The sequence below is a fragment of the Bradyrhizobium sp. CCGUVB23 genome, from assembly GCF_024199885.1.
GTDB lineage: Bacteria > Pseudomonadota > Alphaproteobacteria > Rhizobiales > Xanthobacteraceae > Bradyrhizobium.
This window is the reverse complement of sequence record NZ_JANADQ010000001.1, coordinates 1,581,918-1,602,812: the sequence shown is the minus strand read 5'-3', so window position 1 is coordinate 1,602,812 and position 20,895 is coordinate 1,581,918. Positions and strand designations below refer to the sequence as shown.

Genomic DNA, 20,895 nt, shown 5'->3' with positions numbered 1-20,895 from the left:
CCTATCTGTGCCAAGCTGAATTATCATGATGATCCGCGCATCCGATATCGCTTCGGTCTTCTTCCTGAGCCGTTAACGGCGCCTGCTTCGAGCGGGCGGAAGACGAGAGCGTGCTGGGCAGCCGCCTAGCCGTCCCATCTTACATTACTGGACCAATAGGCCGCACCAACGTTGCATCGCGCAGCGATAGGTGACCAGCCTAGAGCGATATGAGGATGATCTTCATGCCTGCTGATGAGATGCGCGCGCTCAGCGACGATCAGATACAGCGATTCGTTCGCGACGGATTCGTCCGCATCGACCGAGCCTTTCCGCGCGAACTTGCCGATGAAGCCCGCGCCATCCTGTGGCGCGATACCGGCTGCGATCCTCACGATCCGGGGACATGGACAAAGCCGGTGATCCGGCTTTCCGGCTACAAGGACCCGCCGTTCCTGAAGGCCGAACGCACACCGGTGCTGCACGCCGCGTTGGACCAAATCGCCGGCAAGGGTCGCTGGCGCCTGGGGTCGCTGGGCTTCGGGGGCACGTTTGTGGTGCGCTTCCCGCATCCGGATGCGCCCGGCGACGACGGCTGGCACATTGATACAAGCTTTTCCCCCGATGGCGGCGATCCGAACGAGCGGCGCGCGAACGTGAGGTCGCGCGGCCGCACCCTGTTGATGCTGTTCCTGTTCTCCGACGTCGGCCCGCACGACGCCCCGACGCGCATACGGGTGGGATCGCACATCGACATGGCGCGCCACCTTGCGACGGCCGGCGAGGCGGGGATGTCACATGAAGATATGATGCTGGACCAGATGGGTGCCGACCGGCCCGAAGCGCTGGCGACCGGCGAGGCCGGCGATGTCTACCTGTGCCATCCCTTCCTCGTCCACGCCGGGCAACGGCATCAGGGGACGACACCGCGGTTCATGGCGCAGCCGCCGCTGCATCCGCATCCGCAGGACCCTGTCCGGCTCGACCGCGAGAACGGTGATTACTCGCCGGTCGAGATTGCGATCCGGCAGGCTCTTCAGGGAGAGGGGCTTAACGACCCAGGTCCGACCGGACCCGAAACGTCGGCCGGCGGCTAAATGAATCGCTGAGAGGCTGACTTTCCCACTGGTGCGAACTTCTTCAATTTCGCACCAGTACCGGAGCGAAGGGCGAGGTCCGCCCCGGGTCATCCTCGACGCTTCTGCCCGGGCCGGCAAGGCTGCCCATTTCTCCAGCACCTCGATAGCGGCCACGGGCGAGCGCGCAGCAAGGCGAACTTGGTCGGCTGCCCGATCGCTGCCTTCCTCAGCCGTTCATGTAGGCCTTGTAAGACAGGAAAGCCCCGATCACGAGAAACACGACGGCCTCTCCCACAATAAGCCCCGTGCTGAGGCTGAGGGTCGCAGCCATTCCAGCGAGCCAGATCGGAAACAGCATGCGAACCAGGCCGCCGATCAGCAGAAGCCAGCCGAAGATCGTGACAAGAACCGCCCAATCTGCGGCCCAGTGATTGTGCACGCGCACGACAGCGAGCCCGGCCACGAAGGAAACGACCCCTGAGACCAGCACGACCGCCGGATCGCGCGAGACTGCCTCGACCAGTGCCGACATCGAGCCCAGATTGATGAGCAACGCGGCCGCAAGCGCGATCAGGGACGGGCCGATTAGACCAGCGATCGCTTTTGAGTTTGCCATGGGTAGTCTCCCGGCGCGGCTGTGCACCGGTTCTGACAAAAAAACACACAGCGCGAAGCAATCCGCTCCGCCTCAGTATGATAGCCCAAAAGCTCGGCGCCGAGGAGGCGACATACCAGTGTGGGCGACAGCCTGTGCAGGATTTCGATCCGACCAATATCGTCCGTATCTCCACCGCGCCCGCAACCGGGTCGAGCGGTTCTTCAACAGGATCAAACAATGTCGGCGTGTGGCGACACGCTATGACAGGCTCGCCGTAAATTACCTCGCGTTCGTACAGCTTGCTTCAATCCGGCTGTGGCTGCGTCTTGATGAGTCCGCGTCCTAGTGCTTCCTCGGCATTGCTCAGGGCCTGCCGACGGACGGCTAGAGCCGGCGCTCGCCCGTATCTCACAATATGCGCGATACGCGGCCGGGCCTTGGGCCCGAGATTCAGATTGCCTGCGATTGGCGTTCCGCCTAATAGTCTTGTACAGTTGACCAAGAACAGAGGTCCGCCGGCCGCTCTTCGCGCCGGCAAGGGCCGGCCGATGCGCGGAGAGCGCGTATCGCGCCAACGGAGGATGGATCGAAAGCATGTCCGCAAACGGCTTTGGACTCGCCGGTATCATCGGAATGCCGGTCGCGCATTCGCGCTCGCCGGTGATTCACAATTATTGGCTGAATGCCCACGGCATCCGCGGCGTCTATGTGCCGCTCGCGGTTCAGCCCGAGCGGCTGAAGGACGCGCTGCCGGGTCTCGTCGCGCTCGGCTTCCGCGGCTGCAACGTCACCATGCCTCACAAGCAGACGGCGATGGCGCTGCTCGCCCGCGTCAACGACACCGCGCGCCGCATCGGTGCCGTCAACACCATAGTCGTCGAAGAGGACGGCACGCTCTCAGGCTTCAACAATGATGGCAACGGTTTTGTGCAGAGCCTGCGCGATGCGCGTGAGGACTGGCGTGCCGACGAGGGACCGATTCTGCTGCTCGGCGCCGGTGGAGCCTCACGTGCGGTGGTCGTGGCGCTGCTCGAAAACGGCGCGCGCGAGATCCTGATCGCCAACCGCACGGCGGACAAGGCGGAAGCCTTGGCGAAAGAGTTCGGCGCAAATGTCCGCACCGTCGCCTGGGCGGACCGCAGCGCTGCGGTCGCCGACAAGGCGCTGGTCGTCAACTGCACCGATCGCGGCATGGTCGGCAAGGATGCACTCGAGATCGACCTGTCGCGGCTGAAGCCGTCGACCCTGGTTGCCGATCTCATCTACACGCCGCTCGAGACGCGGTTCCTGGCTGAGGCCCGCACGCGCGGCTGCAAGACCGTGAACGGGCTCGGCCTGCTGCTCAACCAGGCACGGATCGCCTTCAAGGCCTGGTTCGGCGTCATGCCCGACGTGACGCCCGATCTCATCAAGGCCATCGAAGCGACCTTCTAGAAGTTTTTCCGCCATGACCATCCCGGCGTGTCCCAAGATCGATTGCCACATCCACGCCATTGATCCCGCGCGGTTTCCGTACGTGTCCACAACGCCCTATCGGCCGAGCGGGCAGGAGATCGCGCCGGCCGCGCAGCTTCTCAGCGTGTTCGACGTCTTCGACGTCAGGCACGCGCTCGTCGTCGCCACCAACACCGGCTATGGCAGCGACAGCCGCATCCTGCTCGACACGCTCGCGCAAGGGAAGGGCCGCTTCAGGGGCGTCGCGGTCGTCGAGAACGACGTCGATGTGAGGGAGCTCGAGCGCCTGAAGGCGGCCGGCGTGATCGGCGTTGCCTTCAACGTCCCGTTCCACGGCGCCGAATACTATCGCAACACCGCGCCGCTGCTGGCGAAGCTGACCGATCTTGGCCTGTTCCTCCAGATCCAGGTCGAGCAGGATCAACTGCTCGCTTTGCTGCCGCTGATCGAAAAATCGAACGTCAAGCTGGTGATTGATCATTGCGGGCGGCCGCCGGTCGAGCAGGGCCTGAACGGCAAGGCCTTCCAGGCGTTGCTGGCGATCGGCCGCACGCGCGATGCGCACATCAAGCTGTCGGGCTACTACAAATTCTCGCAGCAGCCGCATCCTTACGAAGACGCCTGGCCGTTCATCGCAGCGCTGGTCGACGCCTTCACGCTCGATCGCTGCGTCTGGGGCTCGGACTATCCGTTCCTGCGTGCCCCGGAGCGGCTGGATTACGGGCCGCTGCTCGCGGTGCTGAGCCGGCTGTTTCCCGATCCGGCCGATCAGCACAGCCTGTTGTGGCGAACGCCGACAAGGCTGCTCGGCTTCGACCCAGATCAATCAGCATAACGAGAAATAGAGGGAGGACGTCATGAAGGCCTTGGGAAAATGGGGTGGCATCGTCGCTGCTGCGTCGCTGTGGGCGGGCCTCGCGCAGGCGCAGACGACGGTCTACATCCCAGATGTCGTCGAGCTGTCCGGCCCCGGCGCGGTCTCCGGCACCAACTGGCGCGACGGCGTTGCGCTTGCGATCGACGAGATCAACGCCTCCGGCGGCATTCTGGGCCGCAAGATCGAAACCGAGCATCTCGACACCCAGAGCAATCCCGGCGTCTCTCGCGCCCAGGTGCAGAAGGTTTTGGACAAGGACCCGTATGTGGTGCTCGGCCCGATCTACTCCGGCTCGGTCAAGGTCAACATGGCGCTGACCCAGGCGGCCGAGATTCCGCAGATCGTCGGCGCCGAAGCCGCCGACATCACCACGCAGGGCAATCCGTTCGTCTTCCGCACCGCCTTCGGCCAGCAGTTCTCCATGCCGAAGATCGCCAACTATCTGCACGACAAGCTCAAGGTGAAGACGGTCGCGCTGGTCTGGGTCAACAATGATTTCGGCAAGGGCGGCCACGACAATTTTCTGAAGGAGATGAAGGCGCGCAACATCGACATCGCGGCCGATATCTCGACCGAGCAGGGCCAAGTCGATTTCGGCTCCGACGTCATCAAGCTGAAGAGCGCCAAGGCCGATGCCGTGTTCGTCTACACCAACGAGGAGGAGAGCGCGCGCTTTCTGATCGAGGCAAGGCGGCAGGGCCTGTCGACGCCGCTGTTCGGCGAGACCACGCTGCTCAGCCAGAAGGTCGTCGAGCTCGCCGGCCCCGCCGCCAACGGCGTGCGCGGCCATGTCGGCCTTTCCGCCGATGCGCCGGTGCCTGCGATCCAGGACTTCGCCAGGAAATTCAGCGCGCGCTACAAATACTGGCCCGACCACAACGGCATCAAGGGCTATACGGCGGTCTATCTCGTCAAGTACGTTACCGAAAAGATTGGCAAATTCGACAGCAAGGCTTTCGGTGCGGCCATGAAAGGCCTGACGCTGACGCCGGACAAGGCGCCTGGCATGCTGATGGAAGCGAGCTGGGACCAGAATGGCGACATCGACCGCGCGAGCTTCCTCGCCGAGATCGTCGACGGCAAGCAGAAGATCGTTGAGACGCTGCCGAAGTTGAAGGGCGGGAGGGAGTGAAGGGGCTGACGCGTATTGCGTCCTTGCCGTTACTCCCCTGAGTGCGCGGTCTTGGTCACCCGAACTGCGCGGCTCACCAGATGATCCAGCGAAATCGGCCCAGGTCCGTACGCCATGATTGCGAGGGCCATCGCAGCCCAGGTGATGTGCACCGGCCATCCGTCCGGCACCGTGAGCTCGACGATCACGGTCATGAACAGGAGGCCGAGCGCTGCGAACCGGGTGCCGAGGCCGAGCAAGAGCAGGATCGGAAGCAGGATCTCGCCAGATCCAGACAGGAAGGCCATCACCGTCGGCGCCGGGAAATGATAGGGCCCGCCCGGCAGGTGCAGCATGAACTCATCGCTGAACAGCGTCACGGCCGTGTCGTTGAGCCTCAGAAAGCCGCCCCATTTGAGGGTGCCCGAGCGCCAGAACGGCACCGCCAGCGCGACGCGCAAGACGAGCTGGACGAGAGAGGGCGATGCGATCGCCTGCACCAGATGATCGGCCTTGCAGGCGAGACGTCCGAGAGAAGGCAGAGTGTTCCCCGCTGCAATATCTTGGTTCGTGATCATCGTCCGTCTCCGAAAGTCGCTGGCGCGATAGAGGTGAATGCACCGGCCTCGATCAGACCGGCGATATTCGCGGCAATATCGAATGTGGGCGCCTGCTTGAGCGCCATAGCTGCGGCTTCGCCGAGCGGACATCCAGCCATCAGGCACGAGATGAAGATCGCGCCACCCGGCGGGAGCTGCCGCACCACGACCTCGACATCCGGTCGCGTGATCAATGCGTCCTCGGGCGTTGACGCATCGATGCGGCCGACGGGCTCCGCACTGCGGTTGGCGGCAAAGATCGTGACGGCTGAATAGGGCGAGCGCACCAGCCGCGTTGCCGGATGCGCGGCAAAGACGAGGCTGGCAAGCCGTTCCGGCGCGATCCTCGCCAGAGCGTGCGGCGCAAGCGGCACCGCATCGGCGGCATGATAGGCATCGAGCCAGGCGCGTTCGACGCGCGCGACATCGGCGAGCCAGGGCAAAGACTGCGCGTATTCGTAGCGTTTGATGAACGCCGGAAAGTCGCGGCCATATTCGAACAGCAGCGGCGATCGTGGCGGGCTGCTGCGGATGTAGAAGCGCGCCATGGCACGGAAGAAGTCGTTGCCCGTGATACGCAGCACGGCCGCATAGATCGCCGCGAGCGCCTCGATCAGGCTGACCGTGACGTTGTTGCGGTAGACGCCGAAGCGTTTCTCGGTCGCCTTGCCGTTCGGTCCGATGACGACGGTCGGCACAGCGCGCGTCGGATCGAGCAGCGCAGGAGCGATGGCGGCTGCGTAAGATGTGGAGGGCTCAGGCGGCATGACGATTATCCGAAACTGCGGCGGCGTGGGCACGATCCAGGATCGCCTGCGCCCGCGCGGCTTCGGCTTTGAGGACCGGCCAGTCGGGAATGCTGCTGTCCCACTCGATCAGTGTCGGAACCGGACCGCGGCGCTGGATGACGATTTCGAACAGCTTCCACACGGCATCCGCGACCGGGCCGTCATGGCTGTCGATCAGCAGCGGATCACCCTCGTCGTCACTCTGCTCCGCGTGCCCGGCAAGGTGGATCTCGCCGACCCGCGACAATGGGAAGTCGGCCAGATATTCGAGCGCCGCGAAGCCGTGATTGGTGGCGGTGACGAACACGTTATTGATGTCGAGCAGCAGGCCGCACCCTGTGCGGTCCGCCACGCTGCGAATGAAATCCGTCTCGCTCATCGTTGAGGTGGCAAAGGCGACATAGGTCGACGGATTTTCCAGGAGGATGGGCCGCCGGATCGTCTCCTGCACCTCGTCGATGTGATCGCAGACGTGCTGAAACGTCGCCGCGGTGTAGGGCAGGGGCAAAAGATCGTTGAAAAAGCCGGTCTCATGCGTCGACCAGGCGAGATGCTCCGACACCAGCGCCGGCTGGTAGCGCGCGACGAGGCCGCGAAAGCGCGCAAGGTGTGTCCGGTCGAGCGCTCGCGGGCCACCGATCGACATGCACACGCCATGCAGCGACAACGGATGATCGCGGCGCATGGCCTCGAGCGCGCGATGAGGAGCGCCGCCGGCGCCCATGTAGTTCTCGGCATGGACTTCGAAGAAGCCGCGCTGCGGCCCTTCGGCAAGGATCGCGGCGAGATGCTCGTGCTTGAAGCTGGTGCCGGCGAGCCCGCCGATCGGCGGCGAAAAGCGGAGAGGCATGGTCGCAGGCGCATCTAGCCTGATCGCAATGGTCATGATGCTCCTCCGCTCTCTGTTGTCATGATGAGCTGGCTGCCTCAGATCGGCTTGAGCGAGCCGTGCTTGCCGTTCGGCAGCTCGATATTGGCGCAGGTGCCGCCCTGGACGAATTTCCAGGCATTGCCTTGGAAGTCGGCCGTCGACGTGCCCTGACAGGTCGTGCCCGGTCCCGCGGCGCAATCGTTCTGGCCTTTCAGTGCAACGCCAAAACACTTCTCCTTCTTGGCGGCGACGGCAGCATCGGCCTCCGCCTTGGTGAGTGGTGCGGCCGCGGCGAGCGTCGCGAGCGCGGTCGAGACCGCGCCGGCGAGCATGAGCGAGCTGACTAGGGTCTTGGCAGACATGAAATTCTCCTCTCGAGGGTTGCTCCGCTTGGCAAGCGAAGGTGCATGACTTCATTCGTCGCGGCGGCCTCCGTTGTTACGGGCAACGCCGCTCACGAGTCCGTGAAACCGTTTCGATATCGCGCACGACGTCGTACGCTTGGGACGCGATTAGCGAGGAAGCGGCGGGGCAAATCCAATGCCTTGTTCCTATCGCCACATTAGCCGGCGGGCATTGGCCGGGTGCCGAGACATTTGCGAGACGTAACGGACGGCGCAGGCCCTGCGTATGTCGATATCAGCCGGCGCAATGCGCCGCGCATGGCTCGAGGGCAGAACCAAGGATGATCGCGAATCCTGGACGATATCGTCGACCGACGTCCCTGTCGGCCCTCAACCGGCTCACCGTCAGCATTCGTCTCGCGGTGTCGGCGCTGGTGCTGACCGCAATCCTTCTCACCGCCGCGCTCTCGAGCCTGTTGTGGTGGCGCACGGCGGAAGCGACCAGCCGGCAGCTCGCCAGCACCATCAACGAACAGATCGTGGCCGCCGTTCGCAAGGAAGTGTCGGCGATCGTGGATGAGGCACGCGCCGCCCATACCGCCATTCGCACGCTGTTCCTGCAAAACGTGCTCGACACCCGCGAGGCGGACAAGCGCGAATTCGTGTTCCTGTCCCAATTGCAGTCGCAGGCGACGATCTCCTGGGCGGCGTTCGGCTGGCCCGACGGCTCGTTCTTCGCCGCCCACAAGCTCGGCGACCGCCATCTGGAGATGATGGAGATTTCGCTGACCGATCATCCCGGCCAGCGGCGGGTCGACGAGTATGAGGTGGTGCCGGGCGACATCGAGTTCACGCATCGCCGCTTCGAGCCGACCGATTTTCGCGTCGCCGAGCGCGACTGGTTCAAGACCGGCATGGCCGCGGAGCAGCCGCAATGGTTCAAGGTGACCAACTACCCGATCGGCGAGCGGCCGTCGATCGCCTTTGCCGGGCCGATCGACGTCTACCAGGAACGCCAGGGCGTTCTTGCCATCGTCATCGAATACACCCGGCTTGCGCGGTTCCTGGCGCAGCTCGAGGTCGGCCGCACGGGCACTGCCTTCATCTTCGACGGCAGCGGCGAACTGGTCGCCGCGCCCGACAAGGACGCCGACGAACTGCATCCCGTGCATGGCGAGCAGCCGCTGCTGCCGTTGGCGCGGACGGCGCTGGCGAAAGCCAGCGAGGAAGGCGGGAAGGATGCATGGCGAAGCCGACTCGCCGCCGGCGGCGCGGCCTATGAAGTCGCGCTCACGCCGCTGCCGTTTCCAGGCTGGCGACTTGCGACCGTGATTCCCGAGGCGGAGTTTCTGGGTCCCGTCGAGACGACGTTGCGACGCCTCATCGTCGGTCTCGCGGTGGGAGCGGTGCTGGCGGCGCTCGCGTCGGCCGTGCTGGCGCGGTCGGTGATCGCAGCGCCCCTATCCCGCGTCGTGGGCGAGCTCCGCCACGTCGAAAGCTTTGCGTTGGAGCAGGTTCGGCGGCATCCCTCGCGGCTGAAGGAGATTGCGAGCCTGTCGGGCGCAATCGCCGAAATGGCCGCGGGCCTGTCCGCCTTCCGCAAGTTCATTCCGGCCGATCTCGTCCGCTCGCTCCTGCGCCAGGGTGTCGAAGCAAAACCCGGCGGCTCCATTCAGGAGCTGACCGTGATGTTCATCGACGTTGCCGGCTTCACACGACTCTCTGAACGCATGGGCGACCGCGTCGTGCCGCTGCTGTCAAGCTATCTCGATCTTGCCTCCGAGATCATCGTCGCTCACGGCGGGACCATCGACAAGTTTATCGGCGATGCCGTGATGGCGTTCTGGGGCGCGCCCCAGCCGCAGGTGGATCACGCGCTGCTGTGCTGCCGGGCCGCGCTCGCCTGCCGCCGCGCGATCGAGTCCTCCGGTCTCATCGACGATCTCGGCCATCCCCTCCAGATCCGCATCGGAATCAATTCCGGCCTCATGCTGGTCGGCAATATCGGCTCCGAACTGCGCCTCAACTACACCGTCATCGGCGACGCCGTGAACGTCGCAAGCCGCCTGGAGAGTGCCAACAAGCATTACCTGACGCAGATCCTGATCGGCGAGACGACGGCGCGCCTCGCGCGAGGAGACGTCGTGACCCGCGAGATCGACAGCATCGCCGTCTATGGGCGCGAGGAAGGGCTTGCGGTGCATGAACTGGTAGGGCTGACGGGAGAGGCCGACGCGGAGCGTCAGGCGGCGAGCTGGATTGCGCGCTACGAGCAGGGGCTCTCCAAATACCGCGCGCGCGATTTCGCCGGCGCTGCCGCCGATTTCGAAGCGGTGCTCGGGGAACGGCTGCGCGATCGTCCCGCGGAACTGATGCTGGAGCGTTGCCAGCAGTTGCTGCGGTCGGGTCCGGATCAGGCGTGGCGCCCAGTCGCCACGCTGAACTCGAAATAGCCCTCGGTGTCCCCGGGATACAGCGGGGCTTTACCTTGATTTGGAATGTGAGTTCCCCGCCGTAGGCGGCCCCGCTAAGTTGACCCGCGATGCCCCCTGACAACCCGGCCTGAGCGCGTTCATGCATTCTGTTGCACTGCTGACAGCCAGCTACGCCAAGGATATCGAGCGCTTCTCGCTGCTCGCCGAGAGCATCGACACGTGGTTAACGGGATACACCAGGCACTACGTCGTCGTTAACGACGAGGACGTTCCGCTATTCGCGCAGTTCGCCTCCGACAAGCGCGTCATCGTGCCGGTGTCGCGTTATCTGCCGCGATGGTTGTTTGCCGCGCCGTCGTTCCTCCAGCGGGGCAACCGGAAGGTCTGGCTCTCGCTGTTGTCCTCTCCGGTGCATGGCTGGCACATCCAGCAGATCGTCAAGATCGCGGGCGTGCTTGGCGCGTCCGAGCAGCGCGTCTGCATCCTGGATTCCGACAATCTGTTCTTCCGCGAGTTCGACGTCGGCCGATATGCGGGCTCCGCGAAGGCACCGCTGTTCGTTACGCGCGGTGCGATCGGCGCCGAGACGCCGTTGCACTGCCTTTGGCTCCGCACCGTCGATCAACTGCTCGGCATGCCCGATACGCCCTTCCCGGCGGACGACTATGTGGGCAATGCGCTGGTCTGGGATAAGGATTCCGTGCAGGCGATGACCGACGCGATCAAGTCGGCGACGGGAACGAACTGGATTCTGGCGCTGTGCCGCCGCAAGAAATTCTCCGAATACCTGCTCTACGGCCATTTCGTCGCCAGTTCGCCAAAGCATCTGGCGGCGCATGAGATCACCGAAGACAGCATCGCGGTGTCGCATTGGGATGACAGCCGGCTCGATCGCGCGGCGATCGAAGCGATGATGCGCGCCGCTTCGCCCCGGCAGGTCGCGCTGTGCATCCAGTCCTACTCGTCGACCTCGATCGAGGACATCCGCGACGTCTTCCGCCTGCGCTCACGCGCGCCGAGCCTTGCGCCCGGCGATCACGTCGGTGATGGCGCAGGGATCGAAGCGTCGAAAATGGCGCGATAGCCGGTCGCCGCTCAGGCGGGCTTCAGGAATTTGCTGATCACGTCCATCAGCGGCTTCGGCTGAAAGTTGCCGTCGAGCGGCAGCGGCCGGTTCGGCTGCTTGTCGGGTCGCTTGAACGTCCCGTTGATCCAGCTGTAGCGATCCGAGATGCCCCAGCTCAGGATCGAATTGAGCGGGCCGCTCGCGGTGATCGCCGTCAAGAGGTCGTCCACGCGCTTCGCCACGATGGCGTCGCGCTGCGCCGGATCGCCGGGTAGTTTTTGGTCGTCGACGTCGAGCTCGGTGACGAGGATCTCGAGCCCCCACGAGCGCATCTCGGCGACGAAGGCGGCAAGCCCGTCCTTATCGATCTCGAGCTCGGCATGCAGATGCGACTGCAATCCGACCGCATGCAGCGGAACGCCCTGATCGAGCAGGTCCTGGATCAGGTTGCGGTAGGCCGCGCGCTTGGCGATGAAGCTGTCCTTGGCGGACTCGATGTCGTACTCGTTGATCGCGAGCTTCACGAACGGATCGGCGGCCGCGGCGGTGCGGAAGGCGAGGGGAATCCAACGCTCGCCCAGCATGCTCGACCAGTAGCAGTCGCGCCGATCGGTGATCTTGCGCGGATTGTCGGGGATCGGCTCGTTGATGACGTCCCACGAGGTCAACTTGTCCTTGTAGTAGGCGACGACGGTCGAGATGTGATCGACGAAGGCCCGCTCGGCCGCCTTCGTCTCCTTGATCTGCTTCGTCCAGTCCGGGATGTCGTGGTACCAGGCGAGCGCGTGGCCGCGCATGGTCAGGTCATTTTGCCGCGCGAAATCCAGGATCGCATCGGCGCGCTCGAACGCGAAGGTGTACGGATCCGGCCGCAGCATCGGCCATTTCAGTTCGAGGACCGGAACGACCTGCGTGCAATACGTGCTGATGGCCTCGCCGAGCCGCGGGTCGGCCTGCAAATCCCACAACGTGGCCGCGGCGCCATAGCCGGGGCGGCGGCTGAGCTGCTTTGAGGTCTGGGCACCCGCCGAGGAGCTAGCTGCAAGCGCGGCCGTTGCGCCCAGGAGAAATTCGCGTCTGTCGAGGCTCGCCATGTTGCGCACTCCCTAACGCGCCGACAGACGCTGCATCACCGCTTGCGCGATCTCGTAGTAATGCAGCGCGCCTTTTTCGAGCGTGAGGTTGTCGAGCACATATTGGCGCGGCTGAAAATCTCCAGTGCCGGCCTGCGTCCAGAATTCGCTCCAGCGGGAACTGAAGCCCTCGGCATCGACGAATTTCATGCCGCAGCGATCGTCCCAGTAAGGCACCGAGGAGACACCGTCGAACCTGACCCGGTGCGGAAAATAATCCGGATCGCGCCATGGCCCGCCGCGATCCCAGGCAAGCACGGGCACGCCGCTCGCGAGTGCCTGGAGACAGGCAATCCCCTGGCTTTCGTTCTGGCTGAGGAAGATCATGGTGCGGCAGCGTGCCAGCGCAGCGCGATAGTCCTGCTCGTTGTAGCTGCCGTACCGGATTTCCTCGAAAGTGCGGCCCTCGGCGCGGAGCCGGGCGCGGATCGGCTCGATCAGATCCGGCTCAATGCGGTCGCGGTCCCACAGGACCTTGTCATAGAGCAGCACGTCGACGCTCTTGCGCTCCGCGACGGGCGGCGTCCAAGCGTCGGTATCGATGCCGACCGGCCAGGCGTCGATATTGGGCCAGCCGGGCCGGCACATATCGGCGTACCATTGGCAGGGGACCACGATGTGTTTCACCGGATACCGCGTCAGCAGATCCGGATCGTCGATCGGATGATTGTACGAGGCGACGCCGAGCAGGATCGGGTTTTTCCAGTCGATCCAGTCGAGCACGAAAGGGCGGCCGATGACGCAGGCGAGCTCATCAGGGTGCTTGCGGATGTAGCCGTAATCGTTGACCCGGTAGCGGATTCCGAGCTTGTCGAGGCCGGCGCACAGATTAAGGAACACGCGCTGCTGGCCGTTGATCCACGGCTTGCCGAGCAGCAGGCGCCGGAGCCAGGTCCGCAGATGCCGGTCGCCCCGGAACCAGCGGTCGTCCTTCTCCTCGAAGAAGAGATTGAGCACCATCCGCTCGCCGCGCGACGTCTCCGGCCGTGATGGATGCAAGGTCGCGCTCATGCCCTTGCCGGCGTCGCTGCGGCCACCGTCTGGCAGGCGCAACTCCATCCGAGCATGTTCGGCAACTTCCATGTCAATCGGTCCAGGTTGAAAACGGTCGGCGGGTGCTCGAAACCACTATGTCTAATGGGTGATCGCACTTGCGAGTTCAAGACAACCGCAAATTTAACGCTAACGTACGAAATAGAGCCTAACGGCGCATTCGCCGGTCGGGATTGTCGCTTTCTGCGCGTATTCTCCGGCATGCTGCAGCGCCGTCGTCAAAATAGCCCAACCAAGGTCCAACTGATTAACGAAGCGTTAATTGGCTGGGATAATCAACGTCTCGTGCTCGCATGCTGAATCGCCATTTCTCGATCTATCTCGCGGCCTACATCCTGCCGGCCGCCGTCGGCTTCTTCGCGATCACGACCTACACGCGGCTCCTGAGTCCGGCGGAATATGGCGTCTACGTCGTAGGCCTCAGCATCGCCAGCATCCTGGGCGCGATCTTCTTCGCCTGGATCAAGCTGTCGGTCTCGCGCTACCAGGCGATGTCGCTGGAGGTGGATTTTCGCGGCACGGCGATGGTTGCCTTCGCGCTGACCGTCTCCGCTCTCTGCGCCACGGCGCCGCTGACGTTCCTCTTCCATCGCGACGTCAGCTTCGAGTTGCTGCTCGCCAGCGTGTTCGTTGCCATCACCGCGAATGCGGTCGATGTCGGTCAGGAATTCGAGCGCGCCAAATTGCGCCCGTACAGGTTCGCGGCAATTGCGATCGTGCGCAGCCTGGCGAGCGTCGGCTTCGGGCTGCTCGCGATCTATTTGGGTTGGGGCGGGCTGGGTCTGCTCGCGGCGTTCGGGCTCGGCTCGCTGACCGGCATCGTTCTCAATCTCGCGGGCGACCAGACCAGGATCGCGCCCTGGCAGAAGAGCCAGCTCACGCAACTCGCCCGCTACGGCTTGCCGCTGACCATCGGCGGCCTCTCGGTCGCGCTCTATTCGACCAGCGACCGGCTGATCGTCGCCTATCTTCTCGGCAAGGATGCCGCCGGAATTTTCGGCGTTGCCGCCGATCTGCCGCGGCAGTTTCTGGTGATGCTGGCCTCGAGCGTCGCTGCGGCCACCGTGCCCATCGTGTTCCGGACGTTGAGCCAGGAGGGCCATGCCGCGACCCGTGAACGACTCAACGAAAGCCTCGAGCTCCTGCTCGTCGTGATCATGCCGGTCGCGATCTGGCTCGCGCTCGCTGCGGACCAGGTCGCCGGAACGCTCGTCGGCGTCGACTTCCGCGCCGGCGTGTCGGCGCTGCTGCCGATGCTGGTCGTCGCGCGGATGCTCGGCATCGCCAATCAGTTCTATGTCCAGATCAGCTTCCAGCTCGCCGAGCGGCCCTTCATCCTTGCCGCGCAGTCGTTCCTCACGCTGGTGCTGAGCATCGCGCTGATGTTCGCGCTGATTTCGGGCTTGGGGCTGTATGGCGCAGCGCTGGCAACGTTCGCGACCGAAGCCATCGGCTTCGTGGCCGCGGTCGTCCTGATGCGCCGCGCCTATGTGCTGCCGTTCGATCCGGGCCGGCTCGCGGGCGTAGGCGCCTCGGCCGCGATCATGGCGGCGGCGATCCTCGTGGCCCGCTCCCAGGTTAACGGCACCGGCCTGTTGTCGCTGATCGTGGTAAGCTTGGCCGGCGGCGTTGCTTATGCCGGCGCAGGCTGGCTGCTCAATGTCGCGAACGCCAGAACGCTGACGCTGCGGCTGTTGCGAAACTTCAACCGGAAGGCTCTCGGCGTCTAGCCGATACGACTAGCCGCGACCGACGAGATGCGCCGCGGAGCGCCAGGCATGATGCGACAGCACCTGGAGGCTGCGGACCGTTTCGACGCGAACGAGTGCGGTGTCGGTGGTGAGCGTTGCATTGGCGACTGCGCCGAGTGTCGCGCTGCGGTGGCGGCGCAGCACTTCGCCAAGTTCCGTCGTGCAACGCTCGAGCTCGGCGATGGCTTCGTCGGTCTGGATCGCGCGCGGACCGGCCATGGCGTCGACGCCATGCGGGACTGGCACGACCGGCTGCGATGGTGCGGCCACGCCGCGGGCGAGCGCAGCTGCGCTTCGCATCACTTCGGCGCAGAGTTCTCCTGCGCGGACGTCCTCCGGTCCATCCCTCACTGAAGCGAAATTGATTCCGCCATTCGCCACGTCCGTCAGCCGAGACGCATGGTCGAGTGCGTGCAGTGTGCTGGTCAGACTCCGTTGCTCGTCCTCGGTGTCAGGCGGTCCGGCCACCTCCGACAAAAATATCTGTGCCTGTCGCAGGGCGTCGGCGGCGTCCTGCAGCGATACGGCGGCTCTCCCGAGACGGACTGGTGCAGCTCGGCCAGCCAGTGCCGCCTCGACCCAGGCGCAGACCGTTACGAGCACGCGCGCGATCGTTCGGCGTACCGCTTCGACGGCCACGATTGGGGTCACGAGCGCCGAGGGATCGAGACACCGCGTGAGCGGCGAGCCGCGCTCGGGCAGGATACGCTCGACCAGGCGCGTGAACTGGTTGATCAGCGGCAGCAGGACCACCACGCCGACGACATTGTACGCGGTATGATATCCGGCCAGCAGCGTGACGCCATCGATGCTGTTCGAGGCGCGCATGAGCAGTGGGATGGTGACAGGAAAGAGCACGAGCGCGATGACGGCGGCGATCAGCTTGAAAAGAACATAGGCAATGGCCAGCCGCTTGGCGGTGATGCTCGCGCCAATCGCGGCGAGGGCGGAGCTCGTCGCCGTTCCGATATTCTGGCCGATGATCAGCGCACAAGCCTGGTCCAGCCCGATCGCACCGGCGAAGTGACCGGACAAGGTCACCGCGACGGCGGCCGTTGACGACTGCATCAGGGCGGTCATCACCAGTCCGATCACGACGAGCACCAGCACGCCGAGCAGGCCCGACCACCACCGCCCGTCGGGACCCGCGAGAACGGCAGGAAGGTCCGCCGGGTGCAATCGTTCGGCGAGCCCGCCCATGCCCTGCTGCAAGGTCGTCAGCCCGAAAAGCACGAGCCCGAATCCGGCGAGCGCTGCGCCTGCGCCGGATATTCGCCCGCGCGCCAGAAGCTTGGTCAACGAGCCGGCGAAGATCATCGGCAGTGCCGCGGCGGTAAGCGAGACACGGACGCCAATGAGCGCGACCAGCCAGCCGGTGCCCGTGGTGCCGATATTGGCGCCGAACACCAATCCCAAGCCTTGCTGGAACGTCAGCAGGCCCGCGCTGACGAGGCCGATCGTCGTCATCGTCGTTGCACTCGACGACTGCACCAGGAGCGTGACGACGGCGCCCCAGAAGGAGCCGTGCAGCGGCGTCGCAGCGGCCTTGCCGAGCACGGTGCGCAGGGCGGAGCCGGCCAGCGCCTTCAGGCCTTCCGTCATCACGGTCATGCCGAGCAAGAAAAGACCGACGCCGCCGAGTACCGAGATTGCCGTAGACATGCGGGCTCCCGAAGTGAACGACGATCAGCCAGCCCCCTCTGACTGTAGCGCAGTTGCCGAAGTGAAGGCAGTTGACGACACAGCGTGGGAACTACGCGGTATTGAACGTTCAGTAAAACAGTTTGCTAAACAAATTCGCTTGGCTTCGATCGCGTTGGCGTCGCGGTGATTGGCGCGGTCTGCGTTCAATGGCGAGAAGCAAATTCACCGAAATCACGGCTATCGTGCTGCGTTGCAGCAGGCTTCCGGCGAATGCGGCCGCGGACGAGCTTTTTTCCCGGTGCGCCAGAAACCGGCTTGACGGCTTCGAGAATTTAGTAATAGGTTTAGTACTACAAAAAAATAAACATCGCGCATCGAGCTGATGTATGGGAGGAGCCCAACCCGTCCGGACCCGTTTCCGGGCGCGGTCCGTCTCGTTCTCCATCATCTCATCGCTCATCAACTCGGTTTCAGGGTCTTGGCGTTGCTCCGGAAAAGGCGCGCGCCGGGCGGGTTCGGTGGTTCAACGATAGAGAGGAAACGGACATGCGAAGACTCAAATGGCTAGGTGGTGCAGTGACGTCTGCGGTCCTCGGGGCCGCCGCGCTGGTGGCCGCGGGCGGCGGTGAAGCCGCGGCGGAAGGGAAGCAGCTCACGCTGTGCTGGGCGGCATGGGATCCGGCCAACGCCCTGGTCGAACTCGGCAAGGACTTCACCAAGCAATCCGGCATCGAGATGAAATACGAGTTCGTCCCCTGGACGAGCTATGCCGATCGCTTCCTGAACGAGCTCAACTCGCACGGCAAGCTCTGCGACCTGATCATCGGCGACAGCCAGTGGATCGGCGGTGCCGCCGAGAACAAGTGGTACGTCAAGCTCAACGACTTCTTCGACAAGGAGAAGATCTCGATGGACGATTTCGTCCAGGCGACCGTCGTCGGCTATTCGCAGTGGCCGAAGAACTCGCCGAACTACTGGGCCCTGCCGGCGATGGCCGATGCGGTGGGCTGGACCTATCGCAAGGACTGGTTCTCGCGTCCCGACATTCAGTCGGCCTTCAAGGCCAAGTATGGCCGCGATCTCGCGCCGCCCAAGACCTTTGACGAGCTGAAGGAGATCGCCGCGTTCTTCCAGGGCCGCGAGATCGACGGCAAGAAGGTCTACGGAGCCTACATCTTCACCGAGCGCGGCTCCGAAGGCATCACGATGGGCGTGACCAACGCGCTCTACAATTACGGCTTCAACTATGAGAACCCAAAGAAGCCGTACCAGATGCAGGGCTTCGTCAATTCGGCGGATGCCGCCAAGGGACTTGAGTTCTACAAGGAGCTCTACAAGTGCTGCACCGCGCCGGGCCTGACCAACGCCTACATGCAGGAAGGTCTCGACGCCTTCAAGTCCGGCCAGGTGGCGATGCAGATGAACTGGTTCGCCTTCTTCCCCGGGCTCTACAAGGACCCGAACGTCGGCGGCGACAAGATCGGCTTCTTCGTCAATCCGGCCGGTCCGAACGGACACTTCACCCAGCTCGGTGGGCAGGGGATCTCGGTCGTCGCGACGTCGGACCACAAGGAAGATGCGCTCGCCTACATCAAGTGGTTCGCGCAGCCGACCGTGCAGCAGAAGTGGTGGCAGCTCGGTGGCTACTCAGCGCTGAAGGCCGTCGTCAACGCGCCTGACTTCCCCGCGAGCGCGCCGTTCGCTCCGCAGTTCCTGGAGTCGATGGCGATCGTAAAGGACTTCTGGGCCGAGCCGTCCTACGCCCAGCTGCTCCTCGACATGCAGAAGCGCGTGCATGACTACGTCGTCGCCGACAAGGGAACGGCGCAGCAGGCGCTCGATCTCCTGGTCAAGGACTGGACCAAGGTCTTCAAGGAGCAGGGCAAGCAGGTCGCCTCGCAATAAACGAGACCGTTCGCATCGACCTAACTGGTTTCCCCGGGGACGTGTCCCGGGGAAGCCGAACCAGCCAGCCGATGGACAAGATGACCACCATTCTCCAACCCGATCATGTTACGATCCCCGGCGTGAGCGAGCCCGCCAAATCTCGTGCCACGCGGCGCGTCCGCGGCCTGTCGGACCGGGCCATCGCCTGGCTGTTCGTCGCGCCGACGATCGCGCTTCTGCTCGCGATCAACATCTTTCCGCTGGTCTGGATGATCAGGCTCTCCTTCACGAGCCTCAACCTCAGCATGTCCTATCTGCCGCTGCGGTTCGTCGGCCTGGACAATTTCACCGACATCTTAACCGACGAGGATGTCTGGATCAGGCTCCAGACCACGGCGCAGTTCGTGATCTCGTCGGTGGCGTTGCAGGTGGTCATCGGATTTGGGCTCGCGCTGCTCATCAACCGACAGTTTCGCGGTCACAGCTTCTGGACCACGATGATCCTGCTGCCGATGATGCTGTCGCCTGCGGTCGTCGGCAACTTCTGGACCCTGCTGTTCCAGCCGCAGATCGGACCGTTCAATTACCTGATCAGCCTGTTCACCGGCGTGCCGCCGAGCTCGTTCAGCATGACCGGCGAGGTCGCGCTGGCACCGTGGACGATCGTCCTCGTCGATACCTGGATGTGGGCGCCTTACGTCATGCTGATCTGCCTCGCCGGGCTGCGCTCCATTCCCGACTACATCTATGAGGCTGCCGAAGTCGATCGTGCCTCGGCCTGGCGCCAGTTCTGGTCGATCACGCTGCCGATGACGGTGCCGTTCCTGATGCTCGCCGTTCTGTTCCGTGCGATCGAGAACTTCAAGATGTTCGACATGGTCAACCTCCTGACCTCCGGCGGACCGGGATCGACCACCGAGCTGGTCTCGATCACGCTGAAGCGCGCGGCATTCGAGAAATGGCGCACCGGCTATTCCTCCGCGCTCGCCATCATCCTGTTCGTGACCGTGTTCGGTGCAGCCAACATCTACGTCAAGGTGCTCAACAAGGTGAAGCAACGATGACCGCCGCTATCGCCAAATCCACCGCTCACTCCATCGTCGAATCCTCGCCGCGCACAAGGGCGGTGGCCGGAAGCCTGGTCATCCTCTATGCAGTGATCACGATCCTGCCGCTCGTCTGGATCGTCGCCACGGCGTTCAAGTCGCAGAGCGATGCGATTGCCTATCCGCCCAAGGTGCTGTTCCAGCCGACGCTGGAGGGCTATGTGAACCTGTTTACGGTGCGCACGCGGCAGACGCCGGACTTCATCGCAAAGCTTCCGCCACCGGAGACCTGGTACGACAAGCTCGTGCGCCAGCACGACATGGTGATCGCCGGTCCCTCGAAGGTCGTGCCGCGCTTCGTCAATTCGCTCATCATCGGCTTCGGCTCGACCTTCCTCGCCGTCTTCCTCGGCACGCTCGCGGCCTATGCATTCTCGCGGTTTCGCATTCCGCTTGCCGACGACCTCCTGTTCTTCATCCTGTCGACGCGCATGATGCCGCCCGTTGCGGTCGCAATCCCGATCTATCTGATGTACCGCCAGCTCAACCTGACCGACACCAGGCTCGGAATGATCCTGCTCTACACGGCGGTCAATGTCTCGCTCGCGGTCTGGCTGCTCAAGGGGTTCATCGACGAGATTCCGCGCGAATACGAGGAGGCTGCCCTGGTCGACGGCTACACGCGACTGCAGGCGCTGCGAAAGGTGGTGCTGCCGCAGGCGGTGACGGGCATCGCGGCAACGGCGATCTTCTGCCTGATCTTCTCCTGGAACGAATATGCCTTCGCGGTTCTCCTCACCAGCGGCGAAGCCCAGACCATGCCGCCCTTCATCCCCTTCATCATCGGCGAAGGCGGACAGGACTGGCCGGCAGTTGCTGCCGCGACCACGCTGTTCGTCGTCCCGATCGTCCTGTTCACCGTTCTGTTGCGCAAGCATCTGTTGCGCGGCATCACCTTCGGAGCTGTACGCAAATGAGCGGTTCTGCGATTGCCAATGGTGGCGTGACGCGCTGGTTCCGGCGCGGGCCCTGGGAGACCGGAGCGACGATCCTGATCGGCGGCGGCATCGTCATGCTGGTGCAGCCGTTCTCGCTCGATCTCTACAGCTATTCGTTCGTGACGATCCTGGCCGGCACGCTCGGCTACGTCATCGTGAGCCATTTTCCGGAATAGGGCGG

Annotated in this window: 19 protein-coding genes and 1 pseudogene; 12 read left to right on the top strand and 8 right to left on the bottom strand. The window is 64.0% G+C overall.

The genetic code is table 11. From position 1 onward, the window contains the following. Positions 1 to 209 precede the first annotated feature (209 nt). Positions 210 to 1,076, top strand: coding sequence for a phytanoyl-CoA dioxygenase family protein (locus NLN62_RS07540; protein WP_371932931.1), 867 nt, complete (start codon positions 210 to 212; stop codon positions 1,074 to 1,076). A gap of 208 nt (positions 1,077 to 1,284) precedes the next feature. Here the strand turns inward: NLN62_RS07540 and NLN62_RS07535 are convergent, their stop codons facing one another. Next, complete coding sequence (locus NLN62_RS07535; RefSeq protein ID WP_027526227.1) at positions 1,285 to 1,674, bottom strand: hypothetical protein; 390 nt, start codon at positions 1,672 to 1,674, stop codon at positions 1,285 to 1,287. A gap of 169 nt (positions 1,675 to 1,843) precedes the next feature. Between NLN62_RS07535 and NLN62_RS07530 the strand changes: the two are divergent. The 4 genes and pseudogenes from NLN62_RS07530 to NLN62_RS07515 form a co-directional block, all read left to right on the top strand. Beyond that, positions 1,844 to 2,002, top strand: a pseudogene (locus NLN62_RS07530) (IS5/IS1182 family transposase); the annotation flags it as partial. 248 nt (positions 2,003 to 2,250) lie between these two features. After that, a complete protein-coding gene (locus NLN62_RS07525; RefSeq protein ID WP_254108227.1) occupies positions 2,251 to 3,090 on the top strand; it encodes a shikimate dehydrogenase in 840 nt (279 codons plus the stop codon). A 13-nt stretch (positions 3,091 to 3,103) separates the two neighbouring features. Further along, on the top strand, positions 3,104 to 3,946 hold the full coding sequence (locus NLN62_RS07520; protein ID WP_027526229.1) for an amidohydrolase: 843 nt from the start codon (positions 3,104 to 3,106) through the stop codon (positions 3,944 to 3,946). A 22-nt stretch (positions 3,947 to 3,968) separates the two neighbouring features. Next, entirely contained in the window at positions 3,969 to 5,120 is a 1,152-nt protein-coding gene (locus tag NLN62_RS07515) for an ABC transporter substrate-binding protein (protein ID WP_254108225.1), read from the top strand. A gap of 29 nt (positions 5,121 to 5,149) precedes the next feature. Here the strand turns inward: NLN62_RS07515 and NLN62_RS07510 are convergent, their stop codons facing one another. Genes NLN62_RS07510 through NLN62_RS07495 form a run of 4 tightly spaced genes read right to left on the bottom strand, consistent with a single transcriptional unit; the run spans position 5,150 to position 7,719 of the window. Continuing rightward, positions 5,150 to 5,677: a DoxX family protein gene (locus NLN62_RS07510; protein WP_254108224.1), complete on the bottom strand. Its 528-nt coding sequence runs from the start codon at positions 5,675 to 5,677 to the stop codon at positions 5,150 to 5,152. After that, a complete protein-coding gene (locus NLN62_RS07505) occupies positions 5,674 to 6,465 on the bottom strand; it encodes a DNA-binding domain-containing protein (protein ID WP_027526232.1) in 792 nt (263 codons plus the stop codon). The genes NLN62_RS07510 and NLN62_RS07505 overlap by 4 nt, the downstream gene beginning before the upstream one ends. Further along, positions 6,455 to 7,372 carry a DUF692 domain-containing protein gene (locus NLN62_RS07500; RefSeq protein ID WP_254108223.1) on the bottom strand — a complete coding sequence of 306 codons (918 nt, stop codon included), beginning with the start codon at positions 7,370 to 7,372 and terminating at the stop codon, positions 6,455 to 6,457. The genes NLN62_RS07505 and NLN62_RS07500 overlap by 11 nt, the downstream gene beginning before the upstream one ends. Before the next feature lie 41 nt (positions 7,373 to 7,413). Continuing rightward, entirely contained in the window at positions 7,414 to 7,719 is a 306-nt protein-coding gene (locus NLN62_RS07495) for a DUF2282 domain-containing protein (protein WP_027526234.1), read from the bottom strand. A 323-nt stretch (positions 7,720 to 8,042) separates the two neighbouring features. Between NLN62_RS07495 and NLN62_RS07490 the strand changes: the two genes are divergently transcribed. Together NLN62_RS07490 and NLN62_RS07485 are read left to right on the top strand one after the other, a co-directional pair. Further along, complete coding sequence (locus tag NLN62_RS07490) at positions 8,043 to 10,154, top strand: adenylate/guanylate cyclase domain-containing protein (RefSeq protein ID WP_254108222.1); 2,112 nt, start codon at positions 8,043 to 8,045, stop codon at positions 10,152 to 10,154. Positions 10,155 to 10,275: 121 nt separating this feature from the next. Continuing rightward, entirely contained in the window at positions 10,276 to 11,220 is a 945-nt protein-coding gene (locus NLN62_RS07485; RefSeq protein WP_254108221.1) for a DUF6492 family protein, read from the top strand. A gap of 11 nt (positions 11,221 to 11,231) precedes the next feature. Here NLN62_RS07485 and NLN62_RS07480 read toward each other — a convergent pair whose 3' ends face one another. Further along, complete coding sequence (locus NLN62_RS07480) at positions 11,232 to 12,296, bottom strand: endo-1,4-beta-xylanase (RefSeq protein WP_254108220.1); 1,065 nt, start codon at positions 12,294 to 12,296, stop codon at positions 11,232 to 11,234. Between the two features lie 12 nt (positions 12,297 to 12,308). After that, positions 12,309 to 13,346 (bottom strand): glycosyltransferase, encoded by a 1,038-nt coding sequence (locus NLN62_RS07475; protein ID WP_254113361.1) that lies wholly within the window; start codon positions 13,344 to 13,346, stop codon positions 12,309 to 12,311. A gap of 335 nt (positions 13,347 to 13,681) precedes the next feature. Here NLN62_RS07475 and NLN62_RS07470 point away from each other — a divergent pair, with 335 nt between their 5' ends. Beyond that, positions 13,682 to 15,118 carry a lipopolysaccharide biosynthesis protein gene (locus tag NLN62_RS07470; RefSeq protein ID WP_254108219.1) on the top strand — a complete coding sequence of 479 codons (1,437 nt, stop codon included), beginning with the start codon at positions 13,682 to 13,684 and terminating at the stop codon, positions 15,116 to 15,118. Positions 15,119 to 15,127: 9 nt separating this feature from the next. On the opposite strand, the gene NLN62_RS07465 is transcribed toward NLN62_RS07470, so the two are convergent. Beyond that, positions 15,128 to 16,801, bottom strand: a complete 1,674-nt coding sequence (locus tag NLN62_RS07465) for a Na/Pi cotransporter family protein (RefSeq protein ID WP_254108218.1) — start codon at positions 16,799 to 16,801, stop codon at positions 15,128 to 15,130. A 528-nt stretch (positions 16,802 to 17,329) separates the two neighbouring features. On the opposite strand from NLN62_RS07465, the gene NLN62_RS07460 reads away from it, so the two are divergent. From NLN62_RS07460 to NLN62_RS07445, 4 genes are all read left to right on the top strand, one after another. Next, positions 17,330 to 18,688, top strand: coding sequence for an ABC transporter substrate-binding protein (locus tag NLN62_RS07460; protein WP_254108217.1), 1,359 nt, complete (start codon positions 17,330 to 17,332; stop codon positions 18,686 to 18,688). Positions 18,689 to 18,768: 80 nt separating this feature from the next. Continuing rightward, positions 18,769 to 19,734, top strand: coding sequence for a carbohydrate ABC transporter permease (locus tag NLN62_RS07455; protein WP_371932930.1), 966 nt, complete (start codon positions 18,769 to 18,771; stop codon positions 19,732 to 19,734). Beyond that, positions 19,731 to 20,693 (top strand): carbohydrate ABC transporter permease, encoded by a 963-nt coding sequence (locus tag NLN62_RS07450; RefSeq protein ID WP_254108215.1) that lies wholly within the window; start codon positions 19,731 to 19,733, stop codon positions 20,691 to 20,693. The genes NLN62_RS07455 and NLN62_RS07450 overlap by 4 nt, the downstream gene beginning before the upstream one ends. After that, positions 20,690 to 20,890: a hypothetical protein gene (locus NLN62_RS07445; RefSeq protein ID WP_254108214.1), complete on the top strand. Its 201-nt coding sequence runs from the start codon at positions 20,690 to 20,692 to the stop codon at positions 20,888 to 20,890. Before NLN62_RS07450 ends, NLN62_RS07445 begins: the two co-directional genes overlap by 4 nt. Positions 20,891 to 20,895 lie beyond the last annotated feature (5 nt).

Bases quoted from the DNA above. Each gene is read 5' to 3' on its own strand.
- NLN62_RS07540 (WP_371932931.1), top strand. From the start codon at position 210: ATGAGGATGATCTTCATGCCTGCTGATGAGATGCGCGCGCTCAGCGAC.
- NLN62_RS07535 (WP_027526227.1), bottom strand. From the start codon at position 1,674: ATGGCAAACTCAAAAGCGATCGCTGGTCTAATCGGCCCGTCCCTGATC.
- NLN62_RS07525 (WP_254108227.1), top strand. From the start codon at position 2,251: ATGTCCGCAAACGGCTTTGGACTCGCCGGTATCATCGGAATGCCGGTC.
- NLN62_RS07520 (WP_027526229.1), top strand. From the start codon at position 3,104: ATGACCATCCCGGCGTGTCCCAAGATCGATTGCCACATCCACGCCATT.
- NLN62_RS07515 (WP_254108225.1), top strand. From the start codon at position 3,969: ATGAAGGCCTTGGGAAAATGGGGTGGCATCGTCGCTGCTGCGTCGCTG.
- NLN62_RS07510 (WP_254108224.1), bottom strand. From the start codon at position 5,677: ATGATCACGAACCAAGATATTGCAGCGGGGAACACTCTGCCTTCTCTC.
- NLN62_RS07505 (WP_027526232.1), bottom strand. From the start codon at position 6,465: ATGCCGCCTGAGCCCTCCACATCTTACGCAGCCGCCATCGCTCCTGCG.
- NLN62_RS07500 (WP_254108223.1), bottom strand. From the start codon at position 7,372: ATGACCATTGCGATCAGGCTAGATGCGCCTGCGACCATGCCTCTCCGC.
- NLN62_RS07495 (WP_027526234.1), bottom strand. From the start codon at position 7,719: ATGTCTGCCAAGACCCTAGTCAGCTCGCTCATGCTCGCCGGCGCGGTC.
- NLN62_RS07490 (WP_254108222.1), top strand. From the start codon at position 8,043: ATGATCGCGAATCCTGGACGATATCGTCGACCGACGTCCCTGTCGGCC.
- NLN62_RS07485 (WP_254108221.1), top strand. From the start codon at position 10,276: ATGCATTCTGTTGCACTGCTGACAGCCAGCTACGCCAAGGATATCGAG.
- NLN62_RS07480 (WP_254108220.1), bottom strand. From the start codon at position 12,296: ATGGCGAGCCTCGACAGACGCGAATTTCTCCTGGGCGCAACGGCCGCG.
- NLN62_RS07475 (WP_254113361.1), bottom strand. From the start codon at position 13,346: ATGAGCGCGACCTTGCATCCATCACGGCCGGAGACGTCGCGCGGCGAG.
- NLN62_RS07470 (WP_254108219.1), top strand. From the start codon at position 13,682: ATGCTGAATCGCCATTTCTCGATCTATCTCGCGGCCTACATCCTGCCG.
- NLN62_RS07465 (WP_254108218.1), bottom strand. From the start codon at position 16,801: ATGTCTACGGCAATCTCGGTACTCGGCGGCGTCGGTCTTTTCTTGCTC.
- NLN62_RS07460 (WP_254108217.1), top strand. From the start codon at position 17,330: ATGCGAAGACTCAAATGGCTAGGTGGTGCAGTGACGTCTGCGGTCCTC.
- NLN62_RS07455 (WP_371932930.1), top strand. From the start codon at position 18,769: ATGACCACCATTCTCCAACCCGATCATGTTACGATCCCCGGCGTGAGC.
- NLN62_RS07450 (WP_254108215.1), top strand. From the start codon at position 19,731: ATGACCGCCGCTATCGCCAAATCCACCGCTCACTCCATCGTCGAATCC.
- NLN62_RS07445 (WP_254108214.1), top strand. From the start codon at position 20,690: ATGAGCGGTTCTGCGATTGCCAATGGTGGCGTGACGCGCTGGTTCCGG.